Genomic DNA, 20,352 nt, shown 5'->3' with positions numbered 1-20,352 from the left:
CGGCTCCGGCGCCTTGCGTGGATCAGAACGAGAACGTCACGCCCGCCATCGGCCCCTTGAAGCGCTGGTCCAGGCCGATATCGACGTTGTCGCGGCTGCGCTTGGCGTTGATCTTGAACCAGTCGTAGCCGACGAACACGCCGACGTTCTCGGTGAAGCGGTACTCGGCCAGCGCGTTGGCGCGGCTGATGTCGCCCTTGTAGTCGCCGAAGTCGCCCCAGCCGGCGTCGAGGTACTGGCCTTGCACGACGAAGCGCCAGTGCTCGTTCGGCGACAGGGTCAGGCGGCTGCCGACCACCGGCGCGTAGCCGTCCTCGCTGCGGCCGTCGCTGTAGTTCGCGGTGCCTGCCTGGGCGCGCAGCTTGCCTTCGATCTTGGCGTACTCCACGCCGATCTGCAGGCCCCAGCTGACCGTGTCGGTTTCCACCACCGCGTAGTCGTACATCGCGCTGGCCAGTTCGAACTTGGTCTTGGCGCGGGCGAAGCTGCCGGCGGGAATGGTGGTGTCGTCGAACGACACGTCCTGGGTCAGGCGCGCGGTCTTGCTCTTGTCGTAGCCCCAGTAATTGAACAGCAGGCGATGGCGGTCGCCGAACTTGAACAGGCCTTCCAGGCGCGGCACGGTTTCCTTGCTGCCGAAATCGAAGTCCTGGCTGAACTCGTAGGGGTTGCCGCGGAACGTGGTGCCGGCGGTGAATTCGCCGCTGGTATCCACCGACATCGCGCCCAGGCGGATGGTGAATCGGTCGTCCTCGGCGTGCGCGGGCAGGGCGTAGGCGGCGCTCGCGCCCAGCAGCGCCAGCGTCAACGGAAGGAATCGGTTGGTCACAGGATCACTCCGGATATACAGGGGGAAGGCAGCACATTCGTGTACTGGTGCGTACATGGATGCCGTCGTTCAGGTGGAGTAACCGTGAAAAAACCCTCGATGACCGATCGCGCAAAGCCGCAAGCGATGAACTGTGACGCGAGTCGTCGAAATCTGTACGCCGAAAAAGGCGAAGCCCCGGCGGGTCGTGCCGGGGCTTCGGGGTGCCCGCCGCTGCTTTGCCATTGACGAGGAGAGAGTGGCGGCGGGCGTTCCTGGATACTGACCGGTGCGGCGCGGAAAGGTTCCGCAGTCCGTCAAAGATTTCGATCAGGTCGCCAGCGCGTCGCCGCCGACTGTCGCCGCGGCCGCGGCGCGGCGGCGTTCGATCCGCTTCCACACCTTCTCGTGCAGGTGGAAGGCGACGGTGTTGCAGGCCGGCTCGACCAGGGCCAGGGCGCCGCCGACCCAGACGCTGCCGGTCATCAGGTAGCCGACCAGGAAGGCGACGGTGAAGTGGACGCCGGCGAAGCTGAGGGTCTTCTCCATGGGATTGGGCTCGGATGAGAATGATTCTCAAGTTACGCCTCCGCGGCCAGAACGCAAATCGAATGATGCGACCGTTTCAATAGTCATAATCTATCGATTGGGCGCCCGCGCTTGCTGGCTTACCTCCCAGGTAATTCAACGCTCTAGCCCTTGCCGGCATAGTCGCGGCCATGAACGCGCAGGCCGCCGCCGCCATCGCCGCCCCCCATGACGCCTATGGCAGGGCTGTGACTGCCGCCGGTTGCCGCAAAGTCGCCCTCGTTCTATACTTTTGCGGCTCTACCGGGCGCTTTGCGCCAACCCCAGACCGACGAGACCCGCGTGCACGATCCATTGTCCGCAGGCCGCCGGCTGGCGTCGCGCGCGATTGCTTGGCAAGCCGGCGCGACGGCGCTGGTCGCGCTGGCCTTCCTCTCCCTCGGTGCGTCGTCCGCGCTGGCGGCAGCGGTGGGCGGTGGCGCGGCGGTGGCCGGCAATCTCGCGGCCGCCAGGATGGCGTTGGGGGGCGGCGTGCAACCGGCCGGGTCGGCGATCGGGCGGTTGTTGCTCGGAGTCATATTCAAATGGGTGGCGGTATTGACGGTGCTCGGCCTGGGAATGGCCGTGTGGCGTCTGCCTCCCCTGCCAATGCTGGTGAGTCTGTCGGCGGCGACGCTGGCGTTCGCACTGGCCAATCTTTTGAAACGATAGGTGTCTTTCGTGAGTGAACAGACCGGTTCGGGCGGCCTGAACGAATACATCCAGCACCATCTTCAGCAGAACACGATCTCGCTGGGTGGTGGTGCCTTCCATATCGACACCTGGGTCGTTTCGCTGATCCTGGGCCTGGTCTTCATCACCTGGTTCGGTTTCTTCGCGCGCAAGGCCAGCTCGGGCGTGCCGTCCAAGGGGCAGGCCTTCGTCGAGCTGATCCTGGAGTTCATCGACGGCCAGGTGAAGGACAGCTTCCACGGCGACCGCAGCTCGCTGACGCCGCTGGCGCTGACGATCTTCGTCTGGGTCGTGCTGATGAACGGCATGGACCTGCTGCCGCTCGACCTGCCGGGCTGGGTGGTCAAGACCACCGCCGGCGCCGAAGTGGCGCACCACACCTACTTCCGCTGGGTCCCGACCGCGGACCTGAACACGACGCTGGCGCTGTCGACCACCGTGTTCTTCCTGATCCTCTATCACTCGGTCAAGGCCAAGGGCGGCCTGGGCTTCGGCAAGGAGCTGCTCACCGCTCCGTTCCACGCTCACAGCACCGGCGCCAAGATCGCGCTCGCTCCGGCCAACCTGGGACTCAACGTCATCGAGTACCTGGTCAAGCCGGTCAGCCTGGCGATGCGACTGTTCGGCAACATGTACGGCGGCGAGCTGGTGTTCATGCTCATCGCCGGCCTGCTCGGCGGCGGTCTGCTGATGTTCGTGCCGGGCGTGATCTTCAACGCCGCCTGGGCGCTGTTCCACATCCTGATCGTGCTGCTGCAGGCCTTCATCTTCATGATCCTCACCGTCGTCTACATCGCCGGCGCGTACGAGAGTCATTGACCCGCGTTCCACCTTTTAGTTCTTTGCGCGTTTCACCCTTTCCTTTAGCCAAACCAACGTTTCAGTAGGAGAAAACCATGGAATTCATCGCCAATGTGCAGGGCCTGACCGCTATCGCGATCGGCATCATGGTCGGCCTCGGCGCGATCGGCGCTTGCCTCGGCATCGCGCTGATGGGCTCGAAGTTCCTTGAGTCGGCCGCCCGTCAGCCGGAACTGGTGCCGATGCTGCAGGGCCGCATGTTCCTGCTGGCCGGCCTGATCGACGCGGCGTTCATCATCGCGCTGGCCGTCGGCTTGCTGTTCGCCTTCGGCAACCCGCTGCTGGGCGCCCTGCAGGCTGCCGGCGCCGCCGGCTGATCCTCGCTCAGCGAGCAGTCTGAGCCGTCCGCGCGAGCGGGCGGCTCTCCCGGGCCTTAGCGCCCGCAGCGTCCCATCGGAGCTGTCATGAATATCAACATGACCTTCTTCGGCCAGATGATCACGTTCGCGATCTTGATCTGGTTCACGATGAAGTTCATTTGGCCGCCCCTGAACAAGGCGATCGAAGAACGGCAACAAAAGATTGCCCAGGGTCTGGCGAATGCCGAAGGCGCTGAGGTGCTCATCCAGCAGGCGCGCGCGCAGGCGGATGAAATCGTGCGCGAAGCGCGCGTCAAGGCCAACGAAGTCGTCGAGCAGGCGCATTCGCGCGCCAACCAGATCGTCGACCAGGCCAAGACCGACGCGATGGTCGAAGGCACGCGCCTGAAGGCGCTGGCCGACGCCGAAATCGCCGCCGCCGCCGACCGCGCCCGCGAGGACCTGCGCAAGCAGGTGTCCGCGCTGGCCGTCACCGGCGCCGAGAAGCTGCTCAAGCGCGAAATCGACGCCAACGCCCACAAGGCGCTGCTCGACGAGCTGGCCGCGGAAATCTGACCGGGTAGCCCAACGCGATGAGCCAGAACCTCACCCTCGCCCGACCGTATGCCCGCGCCGCGTTCGCGCTGGCGCGCGACGCCGGCCGCACCGCCGATTGGTCGCAAGCGCTCGCCTTCTCGGCGCGCGTCGCCGCCGATCCGCAGGTGCAGTCGGTGCTCGGCCATCCGCGCCTGAGCGTCAGCGACGCGGTCGCCCTGGTCGCGATCGACCACGCGGACGAACCCGTGCAGCGGTTCCTGACCCTGCTCGCGGACAACCGCCGCCTCGCCCTGCTGCCGGAAATCGCCGGCCTGTTCGAGGAACTGCGCGCCGACGCCGACCGCGTGGTCAAGGCCAAGGTCACCTCCGCCAGCGACCTGCCGGCGGCCGAGCTCGATTCGATCAAGGCCGCGCTGGTCAAGCGCTTCGGCCGCCAGGTCGAGATCGAGACGGCCATCGACGCTTCGCTGATCGGCGGCGCGGTGATCGACGCCGGCGAAGTGGTGATCGACGGCTCGCTCAAGGGCAAGCTGGCGCGCCTGCAGACGGCGCTGGCCGGTTAAAGCCGGGAACGGGGAACCGGGAATCGTCGAAGCGCAGCGCTTCCGGTTCCCGACTCCCGCCCCCCGTAAAAAAGAAAGCACCCGCGCGTCGCTTCGTCGCGATGCAGGACCAAGGAAACGACAATGGCAAGCACCCAGCTCAACCCGTCCGAAATCAGCGAACTGATCAAGACCCGCATCGAGAAGGTCAAGCTGGCCGCCGAAGCGCGCAACGAAGGCACCGTGACCTCGGTGTCCGACGGCATCGTGCGCATCCACGGCCTGGCCGACGTGATGCAGGGCGAAATGATCGAACTGCCGAACAACACCTTCGCCCTGGCGCTGAACCTGGAGCGCGACTCGGTCGGCGCCGTGGTCCTGGGCGATTACGAGCACCTGCGCGAAGGCGACGTGGCCAAGACCACCGCCCGCATCCTGGAAGTGCCGATCGGCCGCGAGCTGCTCGGCCGCGTGGTCAACGCGCTCGGCGAGCCGATCGACGGCAAGGGTCCGATCGGCGCCAGCCTGACCGCGCCGGTGGAGCGCGTCGCCCCGGGCGTGCTGTGGCGCAAGTCGGTCGACCAGCCGGTGCAGACCGGCTACAAGTCGGTCGACTCGATGATCCCGATCGGCCGCGGCCAGCGCGAGCTGATCATCGGCGACCGCCAGACCGGCAAGACCGCGATGGCCATCGACGCGATCATCAACCAGAAGGGCACCGGCATTAAGTGCATCTACGTCGCGATCGGCCAGAAGGCCTCCTCGATCGCCAACGTGGTGCGCAAGCTGGAAGAGAACGGCGCGCTGGCCCACACCATCGTCGTCGCCGCCACCGCCTCCGAATCGGCCGCGATGCAGTACATCAGCGCCTACTCGGGCTGCACCATGGGCGAGTTCTTCCTCGACCGCGGCGAAGACGCGCTGATCGTGTACGACGACCTGTCCAAGCAGGCCGTGGCCTACCGCCAGATCTCGCTGCTGCTGCGCCGTCCGCCGGGCCGCGAAGCCTACCCGGGCGACGTGTTCTACCTGCACAGCCGCCTGCTCGAGCGCGCCGCGCGCGTGAACGCCGACTACGTCGAGAAGTTCACCAACGGCGAAGTGAAGGGCAAGACCGGTTCGCTGACCGCGCTGCCGATCATCGAAACCCAGGCCGGCGACGTCTCGGCGTTCGTGCCGACCAACGTGATCTCGATCACCGACGGCCAGATCTTCCTGGAAACCGACCTGTTCAACGCCGGCATCCGCCCGGCGGTCAACGCCGGCATCTCGGTGTCGCGCGTCGGCGGCTCGGCCCAGACCAAGATCATCAAGAAGCTGTCCGGCGGCATCCGCATCGCCCTGGCGCAGTACCGCGAGCTCGCGGCGTTCGCCCAGTTCGCGTCCGACCTCGACGAAGCCACCCGCAAGCAGCTCGAGCGCGGCCAGCGCGTGACCGAACTGATGAAGCAGAAGCAGTACGCGCCGATGTCGATCGCGCTGCAGGCGCTGTCGATCTACGCGGTCGACAAGGGCTACATGGACGACGTGCCGGTGGCCAAGATCGGCGCCTTCGAAGACGCGCTGCACGGACATTTCCTCAACACCCAGGGCGCCCTGGTCGAGAAGATCAATTCGACCGGCGGCTGGGACGACGAAATCGAAGGCGCCTTCAAGAAGGGCATCGAAGAGTTCAAGCAGACCGGGACCTGGTAAGGCGGGTCGCATAGCGCAAGCCGGCCGCGCCGGTTTGCGCGCCACCCAGAACCCCACGCCCTAAAGCGAACAAAGCGAGCGAGAGATGGCAGGCGGACGCGAAATCAAAACCAAGATCAAGAGCGTGCAGAACACCCGCAAGGTGACCCGCGCGCTGGAAATGGTCTCGGCTTCCAAGATCCGCAAGGCGCAGGATCGGATGAAGACCTCGCGCCCGTACGCGCGCGTGATCAAGCAGGTGATCGGACACCTGGCCCAGGCCAATTCCGATTACCGGCATCCGTACATGGTCGAGCGCAAGGACGTGAAGCGCGTCGGCTACGTGATCGTGTCGTCCGACCGCGGCCTGGCCGGCGGCCTCAACAACAACCTGTTCCGCAAGCTGCTCGGCGAGTTCCGCAAGTGGCAGGAGCAGGGCGTCGAGGTCGACGTGGTCACCATCGGCCAGAAGGCCTCGGTGTTCTTCCGCCGGATCAAGGTCAACATGCTCGCCTCGGTCACCCACCTGGGCGACCAGCCGCACGTGGAGCAGCTGATCGGCGTGATCAAGGTCGTGCTCGACGCCTACAGCGCCGGCACCGTCGATCGCGTGTTCGTCTGCTACAACGACTTCGTCAACACCATGACCCAGCGCGCGGCGTTCGACCAGCTGCTGCCGCTGCCGGCGCCGGAAACCCAGGTCGCCAAGCACGACTGGGACTACATCTACGAACCCGATGCGCAGACCGTGCTCGACCACGTGCTGACCCGCTACATCGAGTCGCTGGTGTACCAGGCGGTGCTGGAGAACGTGGCGTCCGAGCATGCCGCGCGCATGGTCGCGATGAAGGCGGCGAGCGACAACGCCACCAAGCTGATCGGCACCTTGAACCTGGTCTACAACAAGGCGCGCCAGGCGGCGATCACCCAGGAAATCTCCGAAATCGTCGGCGGCGCCGCCGCGGTCTAACCCATCCGGTGGGCGCGGCCGACGGCCTGCGACCACCAGCAGCATTTGAAAGTTACTGAGGAATCCAAGATGAGCAGCCAGGGCAACCAGGGCAAGATCGTTCAGATCATCGGCGCGGTCGTCGACATCGAGTTTCCGCGCGAGTCGGTGCCGAAGGTGTACGACGCGTTGAAGGTCGAGAACACCGCCATCACGCTCGAAGTTCAGCAGCAGCTCGGCGACGGCATCGTCCGCGCGATCGCGCTGGGCTCCACCGACGGCCTCAAGCGCAACCTGATCGCGACCAACACCGGCCGCGCCGTGGCCGTGCCGGTCGGCACCGCGACCCTGGGCCGCATCATGAACGTGCTCGGCGAGCCGATCGACGAGCGCGGCCCGGTCGAAAGCGACGTGCATTGGGAAATCCACCGCTCCGCTCCGGCCTACGACGAGCAGTCCTCGGGCAACGAGCTGCTGGAAACCGGCATCAAGGTCATCGACCTGATGTGCCCGTTCGCGAAGGGCGGCAAGGTCGGCCTGTTCGGCGGCGCCGGCGTCGGCAAGACCGTGAACATGCTCGAGCTGATCAACAATATCGCGACCGAGCACGCCGGCCTGTCGGTGTTCGCCGGCGTGGGCGAGCGTACCCGCGAGGGCAACGACTTCTACCACGAGATGTCCGACGCCAACGTCATCGTGCAGGAAGACCTGTCGAAGTCGAAGGTGGCGATGGTGTACGGCCAGATGAACGAGCCGCCGGGCAACCGCCTGCGCGTCGCGCTGACCGGCCTGACCATGGCCGAGTACTTCCGCGACGAGAAGGACGCCAGCGGCAAGGGCCGCGACGTGCTGTTCTTCGTCGACAACATCTACCGCTACACCCTGGCCGGCACCGAAGTGTCGGCGCTGCTGGGCCGCATGCCGTCGGCGGTGGGCTACCAGCCCACTCTGGCCGAGGAAATGGGCGTGCTGCAGGAGCGCATCACCTCGACCAAGACCGGTTCGATCACCTCGATCCAGGCCGTGTACGTGCCCGCGGACGACCTGACCGACCCGTCGCCGGCGACCACCTTCGCCCACCTCGACGCCACCGTCGTGTTGAGCCGAAACATCGCCGCGCTGGGCATCTACCCGGCGGTCGATCCGCTCGACTCGACCTCGCGCCAGCTCGACCCGAACGTGGTCGGCGCCGAGCACTACGACACCGCGCGCCGCGTCCAGGCCACCTTGCAGAAGTACAAGGAGCTCAAGGACATCATCGCGATCCTGGGCATGGACGAGCTGTCGGAAGAAGACAAGACCGCCGTGGCCCGCGCGCGCAAGATCGAGCGCTTCTTCTCGCAGCCGTTCCACGTCGCCGAAGTGTTCACCGGCGCGCCGGGCAAGTACGTGTCGCTGAAGGACACCATCCGCGGCTTCAAGGGCATCTGCGACGGCGACTACGACCACCTGCCGGAGCAGGCGTTCTACATGGTCGGCGGCATCGAAGAAGCGGTCGAGAAAGCCAAGAAGATGGGCGTGGGCTGAGACGCCTGACGGCGTCCCGGGAACCGGGAACGGGCGGCAGGCAACCGTAGCGGCGCACAGCGCCCGCGCGGATCGCCGGTTCGCCGAAGCCCGGTTCCCCATTCCCAGTTCCCGTCGAACGAGCAAAGCGAGACAGACATGGCATCCACCTTCCGTTGCGACATCGTCAGCGCCGAAGACGAGATCTTCCACGGCGAAGCGACGCTGCTGGTCGCCACCGGCGAGATCGGCGAACTCGGCATCGCGCCGCGCCATGCGCCGCTGATCACCCGGCTCAAGCCGGGCAAGGTCGTGGTGACCCTGCCCAGCGGCGAGCAGCTCGACTTCGCGGTCTCCGGCGGCATCCTCGAGGTGCAGCCGCAGGTCGTGACCGTGCTGGCCGACACCGCGATCCGCGCCCAGGACATCGACGAAGCCGCCGTGCGCGCGGCCAAGGAAGAAGCCGAGCGCGCGCTGGCCAACCGCGGCCCGCAGATGGACATCGCCGAGGCGCAGGCCAAGCTGGCCGAGGCGATGGCGCAGCTGCAGGCGCTCGAGCGCCTGCGCAAGAACATGAAGCACTGAGCCGCGGTCCGTCCGCAGCTACGAAAACGCCGGCCTCGCGCCGGCGTTTTCATTTTCGATTTCGCGGCCGCGGACGGATCTCGTCCGGCCGGGATCGCGGCGTGGCGCGCGGCGCCGCCTCAGCGCCGATAGACCCAGTACCGCGACAGCGTGAACCCGACCACGGCCAGGGCCAGCTCGATCACCGGCTTCGCCAGCCACGTCCACTTCAGGCCGGCATAGGTGTCGACCAGGCTGATCGCCACGGTGCTGAGCACCGTGCTGCCGATCCACAGGGCGACGAAGCGTCCGAACTGGCGGCGGCCGAGCGCGCTGTCCTCGCCGTTGAAGGTGAAGCGGCCGTTGAGCCAGAACCCCAGCAGCGCGCCGCTGACGCGGCCGGCCAGGTTGGCCGCTTCCACCGGCATGCCCATGTGGCTCAGGCCGACCATCATTCCCCAGTCCACGCAGTATTGGATCGCGCCGAAGATCAGGTAGTTGCGACCTTGTCGGGTCAGGCTCATGGGCGGGGGAGTGCCTGGCGTCAGCGGGGGATGCGGCAGTTTAGTGAAAGCTGGCGCGTTGGACGAATGCGCAGGCGGCGGACCGGTCAGCTGGGGCTGTGGATGGCGGGCCGGCGCGGGCTTCGAGCTGCGCGCCGGCGCCCGCGGACGGTCGCGCGCGGGCGCGGTCTCTGAAAGGCTCTGGTGCGCGATCGGGCCGCCATCGCAGCCGGAACCCCGTTCAGCGCGAACCGCCCCTTGCCGCTATCGCGTCGTCGCGACGCATACGCCCGCGGCCGGACTGCCTCGGCCATCGCAGATCGCGCCCCGGCGCCGCGCGCGCTCAGCGCGCGTGCAGGGTCGTGCGGGCGGCGCTGCTAAGATTCGGCTCCGACGGGGGGCCCACGTCAAGCAACCGAACAGCTCAGGAAGATTTCGTACATGGCTCATGAGTCGATGAACCAGTTGCACATCGTCATTCTCGCCGCCGGCGAGGGCAAGCGGATGAAGTCGGCGACCGCCAAGGTGCTGCAGAAGATCGCCGGGCGGCCGATGCTGGCCCACGTGATCGACACCGCGCGCGCGCTGCGTCCGGCCGGCATCCACCTGGTCTACGGCCACGGCGGCGAGCAGGTCCGCGCCGCGTTCGCCGGCCAGGACGACCTGCATTGGAGCGAGCAGGAGCAGCGCCTGGGCACCGGCCACGCCGTGCAGCAGGCGATGCCGGGCGTGCCGCAGGACGCGCGCGTGCTGGTGCTGTACGGCGACGTGCCGCTGATCGCCGCGCCGACCCTGCAGCGCCTGCTCGACGCGCCCGGACGGCTGGCGGTGTTGGTCGCCGACCTCGACGACCCGACCGGCTACGGCCGCATCGTGCGCGATCCGGAAGGCCGGGTCGGCCGCATCGTCGAGCACAAGGACGCCGACGAGGACGAGCGCGCGATCCGCACCGTCAACACCGGGATCCTGGTCGCCGACGGCGAACCGCTGCGGCGCTGGCTCGACCGCCTGGGCAACGACAACGCCCAGGGCGAGTACTACCTCACCGACGTGTTCGCCTCCGCCGCGGCCGAGTACAGCCCGGCCGAGATGGTCCACGTGGACGACCCGATCGAAGTCGAGGGCGCCAACGATCCGTGGCAGCTGGCCCAGCTCGAACGCGCGTTCCAGCGCCGCGCCGCGCGCGCGCTGTGCGTGCAGGGCGCGCGCCTGGCCGACCCGGCGCGCTACGACCAGCGCGGCACGGTGACGGTGGGCCGCGACGTCGAGATCGACGTCGACGCGATCCTGGAAGGCACGGTCGAACTCGGCGACGGCGTGCGCATCGGCCCGTTCTGCCGGCTCAAGGACGTGCGCCTGGGCGCCGGCACCGAAGTGCGCGCGCATTGCGACCTCGACGGCGTGACGGTCGAGGGCGCCGCGCAGATCGGCCCCTACGCGCGCCTGCGCCCGGGCACGGTGCTGGCCGACGGCGCGCACGTGGGCAATTTCGTCGAGACCAAGAACGCGCGCGTCGGCGTGGGCAGCAAGGCCAACCACCTGACCTACCTCGGCGATGCGGTCATCGGCGCGGGCGTCAACGTCGGCGCGGGCACCATCACCTGCAACTACGACGGGGTCAACAAGTGGGTCACCACGATCGAGGACGGCGCCTTCATCGGCTCCAACTCCTCGCTGGTGGCGCCGGTGACCATCGGCAAGGACGCGACCATCGCCGCCGGCTCGACGATCACCCGGCCGGCGCCGGCCGGCGAGTTGAGCATCGGCCGCGCGCGCCAGGCGACGGTGGAAGGGTGGAAGCGGCCGGTGAAGAAGCCGAAGGATTGAGGCGCTGCGCGAGGCGCTGTGCGCGGACGCGGGCCGATGTTCCTTCGCGATGGAGGGGCATCGGTTGTCGCATGGATTCCGCCGTCGCGGCGGAAACGACGTGGGGGCGATGGTTGTGCCGGCGTGCGGATCTTCGTGGTCGCGGCTCGCGCCGCTGCTACAACGGCTTCCTGTAGGAGCGGCGCGAGCCGCGACCGCGGACTTGCATGTGCCGCCGCCGAATCCTGCGCTATCGACGCGCCATGACCGCCGCCGCGGTCAGTCCGGCAACACCATCGATACGCACAACCCGCCGCCTTCGCGGTTGAGCAGGGCGATGCGGCCGCCGTGCGCTTCGGCGATCTCGCGCGCCAGCGCCAGGCCCAGGCCGGTGCCGTTGCGCTTGGTCGAGTAGAACGGCAGCAGCGCGTTGGCCAGCACCGCTTCGTTCATGCCGGTGCCGCGGTCGAGCACGTCGATGCGCCAGGCGTCGGGCGCGCGCCGCAGCTGCAGGCGCACTTCCTCCGGCGCCGAACCCGATTCGTGCGCGTTCTTGAGCAGGTTGATCAGGCTCTGCTCCAGCTGCGCCGCGTCGACCCGCGCGATCGCCTCGCCCTGCACGCCGTCGTAGCCGAACTCGACCTGGCTGCGCAGCTGCTGGATGAAGCGCGACCACTCGATCGGTTCCAGCCGCGGCGACGGCAGCTTGGCGAAGCGGGCGTAGTCGCGGATGAAGCCTTCCAGATGGCGCGCGCGCTCCTCGATGGTGTTCAGCGCGGTCGGCAGCCGCTCGTACTGGCCGCGGCGCAGCAACTCGGCGCCGGAGTGGGCCAGCGAGGCGATCGGCGCCAGCGAGTTGTTGAGCTCGTGGCTGATCACCCGGATCACCTTCTTCCAGGTCTGCACTTCCTGCCGGCGCAGTTCGGCGGTGAGCTGGCGCAGCAGCACCAGTTCGTGGACGCGGCCGTTGAGGCGGAACATGCGCCGCGACAAGTGGTAGATGTCCTCGTTCTCGACGTCGCCGACGCTGAACATGCCGTCGCCGCCGCGTTCGAAGGCTTCCTGCATCGGCGCCGGCGCCTCGCGCATGAGTTCGCCGAAGTCCTGGCCTTCCAGGCGCCGGCCCTCGCCGAGCATCTTGCGCGCGGCCAGGTTGCCCAGCACCACGCGCCGCGAGGGATCCACCAGCAGCATCGCCACCGGCGTGTTCTGCACCATGGTGTCGAGCAGCAGTTCGCGCTGGACCAGGTTCAGGCGCTGCTCGCGCAGGGTGTCGCCCAGGCGGTTGTGGCTGGCCACCAGCTCGCCCAGGTCGCCGTGGCCGCTCCAGTTGAAGCTGAAGGAATAGTCGCCGTCGCGGTAGCTCGCGACCGAGCCGGCCAGCGCGCGGAACAGCGAGTTCATCGGCGCGAACAAACGGCCCACGTGATAGAACAGCAGCGGCGCCAGCGCGGCGATCACGATCGGCAGCGCCAGCCACGGCGGCGTGAGCTGTCGCGACAGCCACAACGCCGCCGCCGCGCCCACGGCCAGATAGGCCAATGCGACCGCGCCGAACAACAAACTCAAGGGCAGGCGGCGCATGCTCGCTCTCCTCAGTCGCGCTTGATGCCGAGCCGGTCCAGGCGCCGGTACAGCGCCTGGCGCGACAGGCCCAGTTCGCCGGCGGCCTGCGCGAGCACGCCGCCGGCGCGTTCGATCGCCGCTTCGATCGCGGCGCGGTCGGGTTCCTCGGCGCCGGCCGCTTGCGCCGCGGCCGCCGTCGCGGGCGCCGCCGGCAGGCCGAGATCGGCCGCGGCGATGCTGTCGCCGCGCGCCAGCAGGGCCGCGCGCTGCAGGGTGTTGCGCAGCTCGCGCACGTTGCCGGGCCACGGGTGCGCGAGCAGCGCGCGTTCGGCGTCCTCGCCCAGGCGCTTGCCGGCGGCGAGCGGATTGTCGGCGAGGAAATGCCGCGCCAGCGGCAGCACGTCGTCGCGGCGCTCGCCCAGCGGCGCGATCGCGATCTGGATGGTGTTGAGGCGGTAGTAGAGATCTTCGCGGAAGCGGCCGTCGCGGATCATCGCCGGCAAGTCGGCGTTGGTCGCGCTGATCACCCGCACCCGCACCTGGCGCTCGCGGTTGGAACCCAGCCGCTCGAAGCGGCCGGTTTCGAGCACGCGCAGCAGCTTCATCTGCCCGGCCGGCGGCAGGTTGCCGATCTCGTCGAGGAACAAGGTGCCGCCGTCGGCGGCCTCGAACTTGCCCTCGCGCATCTTGTTGGCGCCGGTGTAGGCGCCCGCGTCGGCGCCGAACAGTTCGGCCTCGATCAGTTCGGTCGGCAGCGCGCCGCAGTTCAAGGTCACGAACGGGCCGCTCTTGACCGCCGAATTGGCCTGCACGATCTCGGCGATCTTTTCCTTGCCCGCGCCGTTGGGGCCGACGATCAGCACCGGCACGTCGGCGCGGGCGACGTGGCAGGCGAGTTCGACCACCCGGGTCATCGGTTCGGAGGCGAACACCAGTCCGCGCAGGTCGTAGCGCGCTTCCAGCTCGCGCACGGCGCGGCGGCGCTGCTCGTGCAGGCGGCTGACCTCGCGCGTGCTGGCGCCGAGTTCGAGCAGGTTTTCGACGCTGGCCAGCAGCTTCTGGTCGTCCCAGGGCTTGGCCAGGTAATCGGCGGCGCCGGCCTTGGCCAGGTCGACCGCGATGTCCAGGTGGGTCCAGGCGGTCAGCAGGATGATCGGCAAGTCCGGATGGCGCGCGCGGATCGCGCGGAACAGCGCCACGCCTTCCTGGCCGGAGGTGGTGTCGGCGGTGAAGTTCATGTCCTGCAGCACCAGGCCGATGTCCTCGCGCGCGAGCAGGTCCAGGCCCTGCTGCGGCGATTGCGCGGTCAGCACGCGGATATCGCGCAGCCCGAACAGCAGGTCCAGGGCGGTGCCGACCGCGGGGTTGTCGTCGATGACCAGGACGGTGCGCATGCGGGGCCGTGTGCGGAGGGAGATGCGGAAAGCGCGGCAGGGCGCGCGGTTTCCAGGTGCCGAGTATGCCAGCGCGGGTCGGCGCTGGCGTAGGCCGGAAGGCGCAGGCGCGCGGCGAGAGGTGGCGCGGCGCGCTGCGGCGCGCATCAGCGGCGAAGGTCCGGCGGATGCCGGTCTTCGCCGCAACGACGCCGTGCGCGCGCGTCGGCCGGCCGGACGCGCAGCGATGGCGCGCGCGACGCCACCGCGGCGCGCCGGTTCACTTCGCCGCCGCCGCGCCGGCGCCGCCGGCCTTGACCGCGGCGATCCATGCGTCGATCTGCGATTCCAGTTCGCGCAACGGCAGCGCGCCGCCGCCGAGCACGCGGTCGTGGAACGCGCGCAGGTCGAAGCGCGGGCCCAGTTCGCGCTGCGCCCGCGCGCGCAGTTCGCGGATCTTGAGCTGGCCCATCTTGTAGGCCAGCGCCTGGCCCGGCCAGGCGATGTAGCGGTCGGTCTCGGCCTGGATATCGGGCTCCTCCATGTCGGAGTGTTCGCGCATCCACTGCACCATCTGCTCGCGGCTCCAGCGCTTGTAGTGCACGCCGGTGTCCAGCACCAGGCGGTTGGCGCGGATCAGTTCTTCGGAGAGCCGGCCGAAGTCGCTGTACGGGTCCTGGTAGAGGCCGACGTCCTTGCCCAGTTCCTCCGAGTACAGGCCCCAGCCTTCGATGAAGGCGAGTTGGCCGAGCAGGGTGCGGAACTTCGGCAGCGCCGGCAGTTCGCGGGCGATGCTCATCTGCAGGTGATGGCCGGGCACGCCCTCGTGGTAGGCCACCGCTTCGATCCGGGTCAGCAGGCGTTTTTCCGGCTCGCCGGTGTTGACCGTGATCAGGCCCGGGCGCTTGCCGTCGGGCGTGCCGGCCATGTACTGCGCGGCCGAGGCTTCCTTCTCGCGCCAGGTCTCCACCGCCTGCACCTGCACCTTGGCCTTGGGCAGGGTGCCGAACAGCTGCGGCAGCTTGGTTTCCATCTGCGCGAGGTACTTGCGGTACTCGTCGACGATCTGTTCGCGCGAGCTGGCGTGATGCGCGGGATCGGCGGCGACCGCCTTGCGCATCGCTTTCAGGTCGGCGTAGCCCAGGCGCCGGGCGATCTCGCTCTGCGCTTTCTCGATGCGCTCCACTTCGCTCAGGCCGAGGCGGTGGATCTGCTCGGGCGTCGCCCGGGTGGTGGTGTATTCCTCGATCGCGTCGCGGTAGATCGCCTCGCCGTTCGGCAGCGACCACACGCCGTATTGCTCGCGGCCGTGCGGCGCGTAGTCCTCGCGCACGAACCGGGCGAGTTCGCGGAAGGCCGGGCGCACCTGCTGGTCGATCGCCGCGACGATCTCGCCGCGCAGGCGCTCGCGTTCGGCGGCCGGCACGCTGTCGGGGAATTTCTTCAGCGACGCGGCGAACACGTTGTCGGCGCCGGCCGGCGCGGCCAGGTCGTCGCACTGCTTGGCGACCTTTTCCAGCAGGTAGCGCGGCGGCATCAGCCCGTCCTTGAACCCTTGCCGGGCCACGTCGGTGACCTGTTCGAGCAGCTTGGGCAGGCCGCGCAGGCGCGCGACGTAGTCCTGGTACTGGCGCGCGTTGTCGAACGGGAACGCGCTGGCCAGCGCGGTCAGGTTGAGGTGCACGCCGACGAACTGGTCCAGCGGCATTTCGTAGGTCTTCAGTTCGTAGCTGCGCAGCGAGCTGCTGAGCCAATCCACCATCAGCCGGTGGTTGAGCCGGTCGGCCTCGGCGAAGCCGCGGGTGTCGACCGCCTCGAACTTCGCCAGCATGGCGCGGTTGCTGCGGTTCATGCGTGCGGCGCCGGCCAGCGAGTAATCCGCCCACGCGTCGTTGCGGCGATAGTCGCCGAAGAAGCTGGCCTGCTCGGGCAGTTGTTGCATCAGGTCTTCCCATTGCTCGTCGAGCAGGGCGTTGAAGGCCTTGAGCCGCGCGGCGACGTCGGCGGCTTGCGCGTCGGCCGCGGCCGCGGGCGCCGCGAATGCAGGCAGGGCCGGCGCAGCGGCGAGCGCGGCGGACAGCAGGGCGATGCGCAGCGCAGGACGCAGTACACGGTGGGAAAAGCTTCGGCTCATGGAAGGCTCCGTGACGGGAGAAGGGGCGTGCGCGAGGCGCGACGTCCCGGATCGCCCGGCGCGTACGCCGGACGGGGCGGATGCAACGCAAGACGAGAGGCAAGATGCAGCGGCCGTCGTGCGCCGCGGCCAGTACCACCGACGACACCGGGACGCGCGATGCGGCTTCAGCCGATCCCGGCCGCCGCTGCCGGCGACCGGGACGCGGTCGCGGCAGCGGCGCTTCGGTCGCGCGCGACGATTACGCCGCGCGCGTGGCCAAGGCCGGCGGCACCATCGCCGCGCGCCGGGCCGGGCCGTACACCGCCAACTGGCCCAGCAGCCACAGGCTCAGCGCGCCCAGCGGCAGGTACAGCACCGGCAGCCGCGGCAGTTCGTAGTACTTCATCAGCAGCAGGTTGATCGCGAACGCGATGACCATGCCCAGCACGATGCCGATGCCGGTCAGCAGGAAGTTCTCGGTCTGGAAGTAGCGCAGGATCTGCCCGCGGGTGGCGCCGAGCGCGCGGCGCACGCCGATCTGCTTGGTCCGCTGCTGCACCCAGAAGCTGGCCAGGCCGACGATGCCGAGCGCGGTGACGATCAGCAGCGCCACGCACACCGCGCCGAGCAGCCACACCATCGAGCGGTCGGTGCGGTGGAACTTGTCGGCCATCTCCTCCAGCACGCCGTAGTCCTTGTCGAGGATGCGCTGCGACCCGTTCTTGCTCAGGGTGCGACCGACGGCCTCCAGCACCTGCTTGCGCTGGGCGGGATCGTTCACCCGGATCAGGTAGAAGCCGTTGTTGTAGTCCACCCGGCTGGGAAAGATCACCGAGTAATCCGCCGCCGCCGGCCCGGTGAGTTCGTTCGGGCGCAGCAGGTGCTCGATCACGCCGATGATGCGGATGCCGTCGGTGCCGCCGTTGTAGAACGGGCGCCCGAGCGGGTCCTGGCCGGGAAACAGCTTGTCGGCCAGCGCCTTGGTGACGATCGCGACCGGGATCGGCGGCGCGTCGGGCTTGATCCGCTGGTTGAAATCGACGATTTCGTCTTCGCTGAAGTTGCGCCCGGCGACCAGCTTGGCGCCCAGCGTGTCGAGCAACTGGGCGTCGCCGAAGAACGTGGTGACGCTGGCGGTTTCCACCTGTTGGCTCGGCTTGGGGCCGATGCCGGAGTTCCAGGCCGAATCGCCGTAGCGCACCTGGTTGCTGATGGTGGCCGAGCGCACGCCGGGGATCGCGCGCAGCGCGGCCAGGTCGGAGCGGGTCAGCGCGTCGGTTTCGTTGCCGTTGCTGATGTCGCTGATGCGCAGCGCCAGCAGTTCCTTCTCGGCCATGCCGCTGGGGCGGTCGAGGCGGGCGATGCGGGTCTGGATCAGGAACAGCGCGTTGCAGATGATCGCGCAGGTCAGCGCGACTTCGAACACGATCAGCGCGGCGGCGGTCTTGTGCCGGCGCAGGGTGGTCAGGATCGGACGGATGTCCATGCGGGCCTCACTGGCTCTTGAGCTGGATGGCGGGCGTCACCTGGCAAGCGCGCCAGGCGGGCAGCAGCCCGGCCAGCACGCTGGCGGCGACGGCCAGGACGAAGGTGAAAGCGAGCATGGTCGGGTCCAGGTGGGCCAGTCCCGCATAACTGGTCTGCTGCTGGCGCACCGCCCACAGGCCGAGCTGGGCCAGCAGCAGGCCGAGCAGGCCGCCGGCGAGGCCGACGCTGCCGGCTTCGGTCAGGCACTGGGCGAAGATCTGGCGGCGGGTGGCGCCGAGCGCGCGGCGCACGCCGATCTCGCCGGAGCGGCGCAGGAACTTGGCCAGCAGCAGGCCGACCGTGTTGAGCAGGCACACCGCGAGAAAGCCGAACGCCAGCCACATCTGCAGGCGCACGTCGGCCGGCACCACGCGCTTGTAGTCGAGCCAGCCCATCAGCGTGTCGAGCTCGGGCGCGGTCGGGCGCACGAAGCGGCCGGCGGCGCGTTGCTGCGCGCTGTAGTTGACCAGGTACTGGCGGTAGGCGTCGGCCTTCTGCGCGCTGCCCAGTTCCACCCAGTACTGGACCCAGGCGCATTCGGCGTTGAGCGAGCGGTTGCCTTCCGGCAAGGCGCTGCTGTCGCCCCAGCAATCGATGTTGCCTTGCGGATTCATGCGCAGGTCGCGCGAGGTGCTGAACGGCACGAACAAGTCTTCGGGCTCGCCGAAGCCGCGCTGCAGGGTCAGGTCGTAGAAGTTGGGCTGCGGATGCCAGGACTCGATCACCCCGACCACGCGCAGTTCGTGGTTGTCCACCCACACCGACTTGCCGACGCTGTCGACGCCGCCGAACAGGCGGTCGTTGAGGGTCTTGCCGAGCACCGCCACGCGCGCGCGGTCGGCGTCTTCCTTGCCGGTCCACGCGGCGCCGTACTTGAACGGCACCTTGAACATGGGGAAGAAGTCGGCCGAGGTGAAGCGCGAGTTCTGGCGGAACGCCGGCAGGTTGTCGCGGCGCGGTTCGATCGCCACGTTGCCGGCGGTCATCAGCGCCTGGCGGTCGGCGCGCGCTTCGCGCAGCAGCGTTTCGGCGTCGAAACGGGTCATGCTGTCGGAAGGCTCGTGGTTGGGCACGTAGCCGGTCATCGAGCGCGGCTCCAGGCGCGGGTGGAACAGGTTCTGGCTCTGGCCCGGCAGCGGATCGCCGGAGAGCACGTAGAACACGGTCAGGGTGGTCATCGCCGCGCCGATGCCGAGCGCGATGGCGACCACCATCAGCGCGGTCAGCACCCGGTTGCGCTTGAAGCTGCGCGCGGCGAGTTGCAGGTAATAGACGAACTGGCTGTTGCCGGACATGGGCGCGGCCTCAGGCGGTGGCGTCGGCGGTGGCGCCCGCCGCGGCGCGGATCAGGCTCGGCTCGGCGCGCAGGTCGGTGGCCATGCCGTCGACGATGTGCACGTTGCGCTGTGCGCGCGCGGCCAGTTCCGGATCGTGGGTGACCATGACGATGGTGGTGCCCTGGGCGTTGATGTCCTCCAACAGTTCCATCACCCCGCGCGCCATCTGCGAATCCAGGTTGCCGGTGGGTTCGTCGGCCAGCAGCAGCCGCGGCGAGCCGGCCAGCGCGCGCGCGATCGCCGCGCGCTGCTGCTGGCCGCCGGACAGTTCGGTCGGGTAGTGGCGCATGCGCGAGCCCAGGCCGACCTGGGTCAGCGCCTGCTCGATGCGCTCGCGGCGCTCGGCCGCGGGCATGCGCCGGTAGCGCAGCGGGACGTCGCAGTTGTCGAACAGGTTGAGGTCGGGAATCAGGTTGAAGCTCTGGAAGATGAAGCCGATCTTCTGGTTGCGCAGGCGCGAACGCGCGTCGTCGGACAGGCCGCTGACGTTCTCGCCGTCGAGCGTGTACTCGCCGCCGGTGAAGGTCTCCAGCAGGCCGGCGATGTTGAGGAAGGTGGTCTTGCCCGAACCCGACGGCCCGGTCACGGCGACGAATTCGCCGTCGCGCACGTGCAGGTCCAGCGAGCGCAGCGCGTGGGTTTCGACGAGTTCGGTGCGGTAGACCTTGGTGACCTGGCGCATCTGCAGCATGGCGGTGTCCTTGCAGCGGGGATTGGAGATTGGGGATTCGGGATGGGAGATGGATCGGGGCGGTGCGGCCTTCGGACCGTCATCCCCGCGCAGGCGGGAATCCAGAGACTTCAGCGTCATGCATCGATGAAGCCCTGGATTTCCATCTGCGCGGGGATGACGGCCCGGCGGACGCGCGGCACCTGCAACACGCAGCGCGCCTCAACGCACCGAGAACAGCGGCAGCGCGATCGCGGCGGCGAAGCGCAGGCGGTTGCGCTTGGGCGCCGGAGCGGCGGCGTTGGCGCTGTCGGCGCGCTCGCCGTCGTGGTTGAAGTCGATCAACTGGTGCAGGCGCAGCGGCACCGCATCGGTCAGTTCCTGGGCGTTCCACAGCGGGGCGAAGTCGTAGGCGTTGTTGGCGGCGTTCATG

20 protein-coding genes are annotated in these 20,352 nt (G+C 68.6%); 10 read left to right on the top strand and 10 right to left on the bottom strand.

Translation table 11 applies throughout. The features are described 5' to 3' along the window. Positions 1 to 22 precede the first annotated feature (22 nt). Positions 23 to 829, bottom strand: a complete 807-nt coding sequence (locus JHW41_RS21285) for a hypothetical protein (RefSeq protein WP_057946210.1) — start codon at positions 827 to 829, stop codon at positions 23 to 25. A 309-nt stretch (positions 830 to 1,138) separates the two neighbouring features. Next, on the bottom strand, positions 1,139 to 1,357 hold the full coding sequence (locus tag JHW41_RS21280) for a DUF2061 domain-containing protein (RefSeq protein WP_057946211.1): 219 nt from the start codon (positions 1,355 to 1,357) through the stop codon (positions 1,139 to 1,141). 321 nt (positions 1,358 to 1,678) lie between these two features. On the opposite strand from JHW41_RS21280, the gene JHW41_RS21275 reads away from it, so the two are divergent. The 9 genes from JHW41_RS21275 (at position 1,679) to JHW41_RS21235 (ending at position 9,042) form a co-directional block, all read left to right on the top strand. Beyond that, positions 1,679 to 2,047 carry a hypothetical protein gene (locus JHW41_RS21275; RefSeq protein WP_231783944.1) on the top strand — a complete coding sequence of 123 codons (369 nt, stop codon included), beginning with the start codon at positions 1,679 to 1,681 and terminating at the stop codon, positions 2,045 to 2,047. Positions 2,048 to 2,056: 9 nt separating this feature from the next. Then, the gene (gene atpB / locus JHW41_RS21270; RefSeq protein WP_057949941.1) at positions 2,057 to 2,887 is read left to right on the top strand and encodes a F0F1 ATP synthase subunit A; all 831 of its coding nucleotides are present in this window, start codon (positions 2,057 to 2,059) and stop codon (positions 2,885 to 2,887) included. Between the two features lie 77 nt (positions 2,888 to 2,964). After that, on the top strand, positions 2,965 to 3,246 hold the full coding sequence (gene atpE / locus JHW41_RS21265) for a F0F1 ATP synthase subunit C (RefSeq protein ID WP_057946213.1): 282 nt from the start codon (positions 2,965 to 2,967) through the stop codon (positions 3,244 to 3,246). A gap of 87 nt (positions 3,247 to 3,333) precedes the next feature. Beyond that, a complete protein-coding gene (locus JHW41_RS21260; protein ID WP_057946214.1) occupies positions 3,334 to 3,804 on the top strand; it encodes a F0F1 ATP synthase subunit B in 471 nt (156 codons plus the stop codon). 17 nt (positions 3,805 to 3,821) lie between these two features. Further along, on the top strand, positions 3,822 to 4,349 hold the full coding sequence (locus tag JHW41_RS21255) for a F0F1 ATP synthase subunit delta (protein ID WP_057946215.1): 528 nt from the start codon (positions 3,822 to 3,824) through the stop codon (positions 4,347 to 4,349). A 123-nt stretch (positions 4,350 to 4,472) separates the two neighbouring features. After that, on the top strand, positions 4,473 to 6,023 hold the full coding sequence (gene atpA / locus JHW41_RS21250; protein WP_057946216.1) for a F0F1 ATP synthase subunit alpha: 1,551 nt from the start codon (positions 4,473 to 4,475) through the stop codon (positions 6,021 to 6,023). 85 nt (positions 6,024 to 6,108) lie between these two features. Continuing rightward, the gene (gene atpG, locus JHW41_RS21245) at positions 6,109 to 6,972 is read left to right on the top strand and encodes a F0F1 ATP synthase subunit gamma (RefSeq protein ID WP_057946217.1); all 864 of its coding nucleotides are present in this window, start codon (positions 6,109 to 6,111) and stop codon (positions 6,970 to 6,972) included. Between the two features lie 69 nt (positions 6,973 to 7,041). Beyond that, the gene (gene atpD / locus JHW41_RS21240; RefSeq protein ID WP_057946218.1) at positions 7,042 to 8,478 is read left to right on the top strand and encodes a F0F1 ATP synthase subunit beta; all 1,437 of its coding nucleotides are present in this window, start codon (positions 7,042 to 7,044) and stop codon (positions 8,476 to 8,478) included. A gap of 138 nt (positions 8,479 to 8,616) precedes the next feature. Then, a complete protein-coding gene (locus JHW41_RS21235; protein WP_057946219.1) occupies positions 8,617 to 9,042 on the top strand; it encodes a F0F1 ATP synthase subunit epsilon in 426 nt (141 codons plus the stop codon). Between the two features lie 119 nt (positions 9,043 to 9,161). Here the strand turns inward: JHW41_RS21235 and JHW41_RS21230 are convergent, their stop codons facing one another. Further along, positions 9,162 to 9,545, bottom strand: a complete 384-nt coding sequence (locus JHW41_RS21230; RefSeq protein ID WP_250446499.1) for a GtrA family protein — start codon at positions 9,543 to 9,545, stop codon at positions 9,162 to 9,164. A gap of 435 nt (positions 9,546 to 9,980) precedes the next feature. Here JHW41_RS21230 and glmU point away from each other — a divergent pair, with 435 nt between their 5' ends. Further along, a complete protein-coding gene (glmU, locus tag JHW41_RS21225) occupies positions 9,981 to 11,351 on the top strand; it encodes a bifunctional UDP-N-acetylglucosamine diphosphorylase/glucosamine-1-phosphate N-acetyltransferase GlmU (RefSeq protein WP_057946221.1) in 1,371 nt (456 codons plus the stop codon). A gap of 258 nt (positions 11,352 to 11,609) precedes the next feature. On the opposite strand, the gene JHW41_RS21220 is transcribed toward glmU, so the two are convergent. The 7 genes from JHW41_RS21220 to JHW41_RS21190 form a co-directional block, all read right to left on the bottom strand. Next, positions 11,610 to 12,914 (bottom strand): sensor histidine kinase, encoded by a 1,305-nt coding sequence (locus JHW41_RS21220; RefSeq protein ID WP_343226567.1) that lies wholly within the window; start codon positions 12,912 to 12,914, stop codon positions 11,610 to 11,612. Positions 12,915 to 12,925: 11 nt separating this feature from the next. Next, entirely contained in the window at positions 12,926 to 14,290 is a 1,365-nt protein-coding gene (locus tag JHW41_RS21215) for a sigma-54-dependent transcriptional regulator (protein WP_123649751.1), read from the bottom strand. Positions 14,291 to 14,549: 259 nt separating this feature from the next. Beyond that, a complete protein-coding gene (locus JHW41_RS21210; RefSeq protein WP_250446496.1) occupies positions 14,550 to 16,403 on the bottom strand; it encodes a DUF885 domain-containing protein in 1,854 nt (617 codons plus the stop codon). A 241-nt stretch (positions 16,404 to 16,644) separates the two neighbouring features. Next, positions 16,645 to 17,871, bottom strand: coding sequence for an ABC transporter permease (locus tag JHW41_RS21205; RefSeq protein ID WP_057946225.1), 1,227 nt, complete (start codon positions 17,869 to 17,871; stop codon positions 16,645 to 16,647). 7 nt (positions 17,872 to 17,878) lie between these two features. Further along, complete coding sequence (locus tag JHW41_RS21200) at positions 17,879 to 19,207, bottom strand: ABC transporter permease (protein ID WP_057946226.1); 1,329 nt, start codon at positions 19,205 to 19,207, stop codon at positions 17,879 to 17,881. 10 nt (positions 19,208 to 19,217) lie between these two features. Further along, a complete protein-coding gene (locus JHW41_RS21195) occupies positions 19,218 to 19,940 on the bottom strand; it encodes an ABC transporter ATP-binding protein (protein ID WP_057946227.1) in 723 nt (240 codons plus the stop codon). Positions 19,941 to 20,141: 201 nt separating this feature from the next. Further along, on the bottom strand, positions 20,142 to 20,351 hold the full coding sequence (locus JHW41_RS21190; RefSeq protein ID WP_057946228.1) for a hypothetical protein: 210 nt from the start codon (positions 20,349 to 20,351) through the stop codon (positions 20,142 to 20,144). Position 20,352: the final 1 nt, after the last annotated feature.

Origin of the sequence: Lysobacter enzymogenes (assembly GCF_023617245.1) — a bacterium.
Classification (GTDB): Bacteria; Pseudomonadota; Gammaproteobacteria; order Xanthomonadales; family Xanthomonadaceae; genus Lysobacter; species Lysobacter yananisis.
The sequence above is the reverse complement of the archived record's forward strand: the minus strand, read 5'-3'. Positions and strand labels throughout refer to the sequence as shown.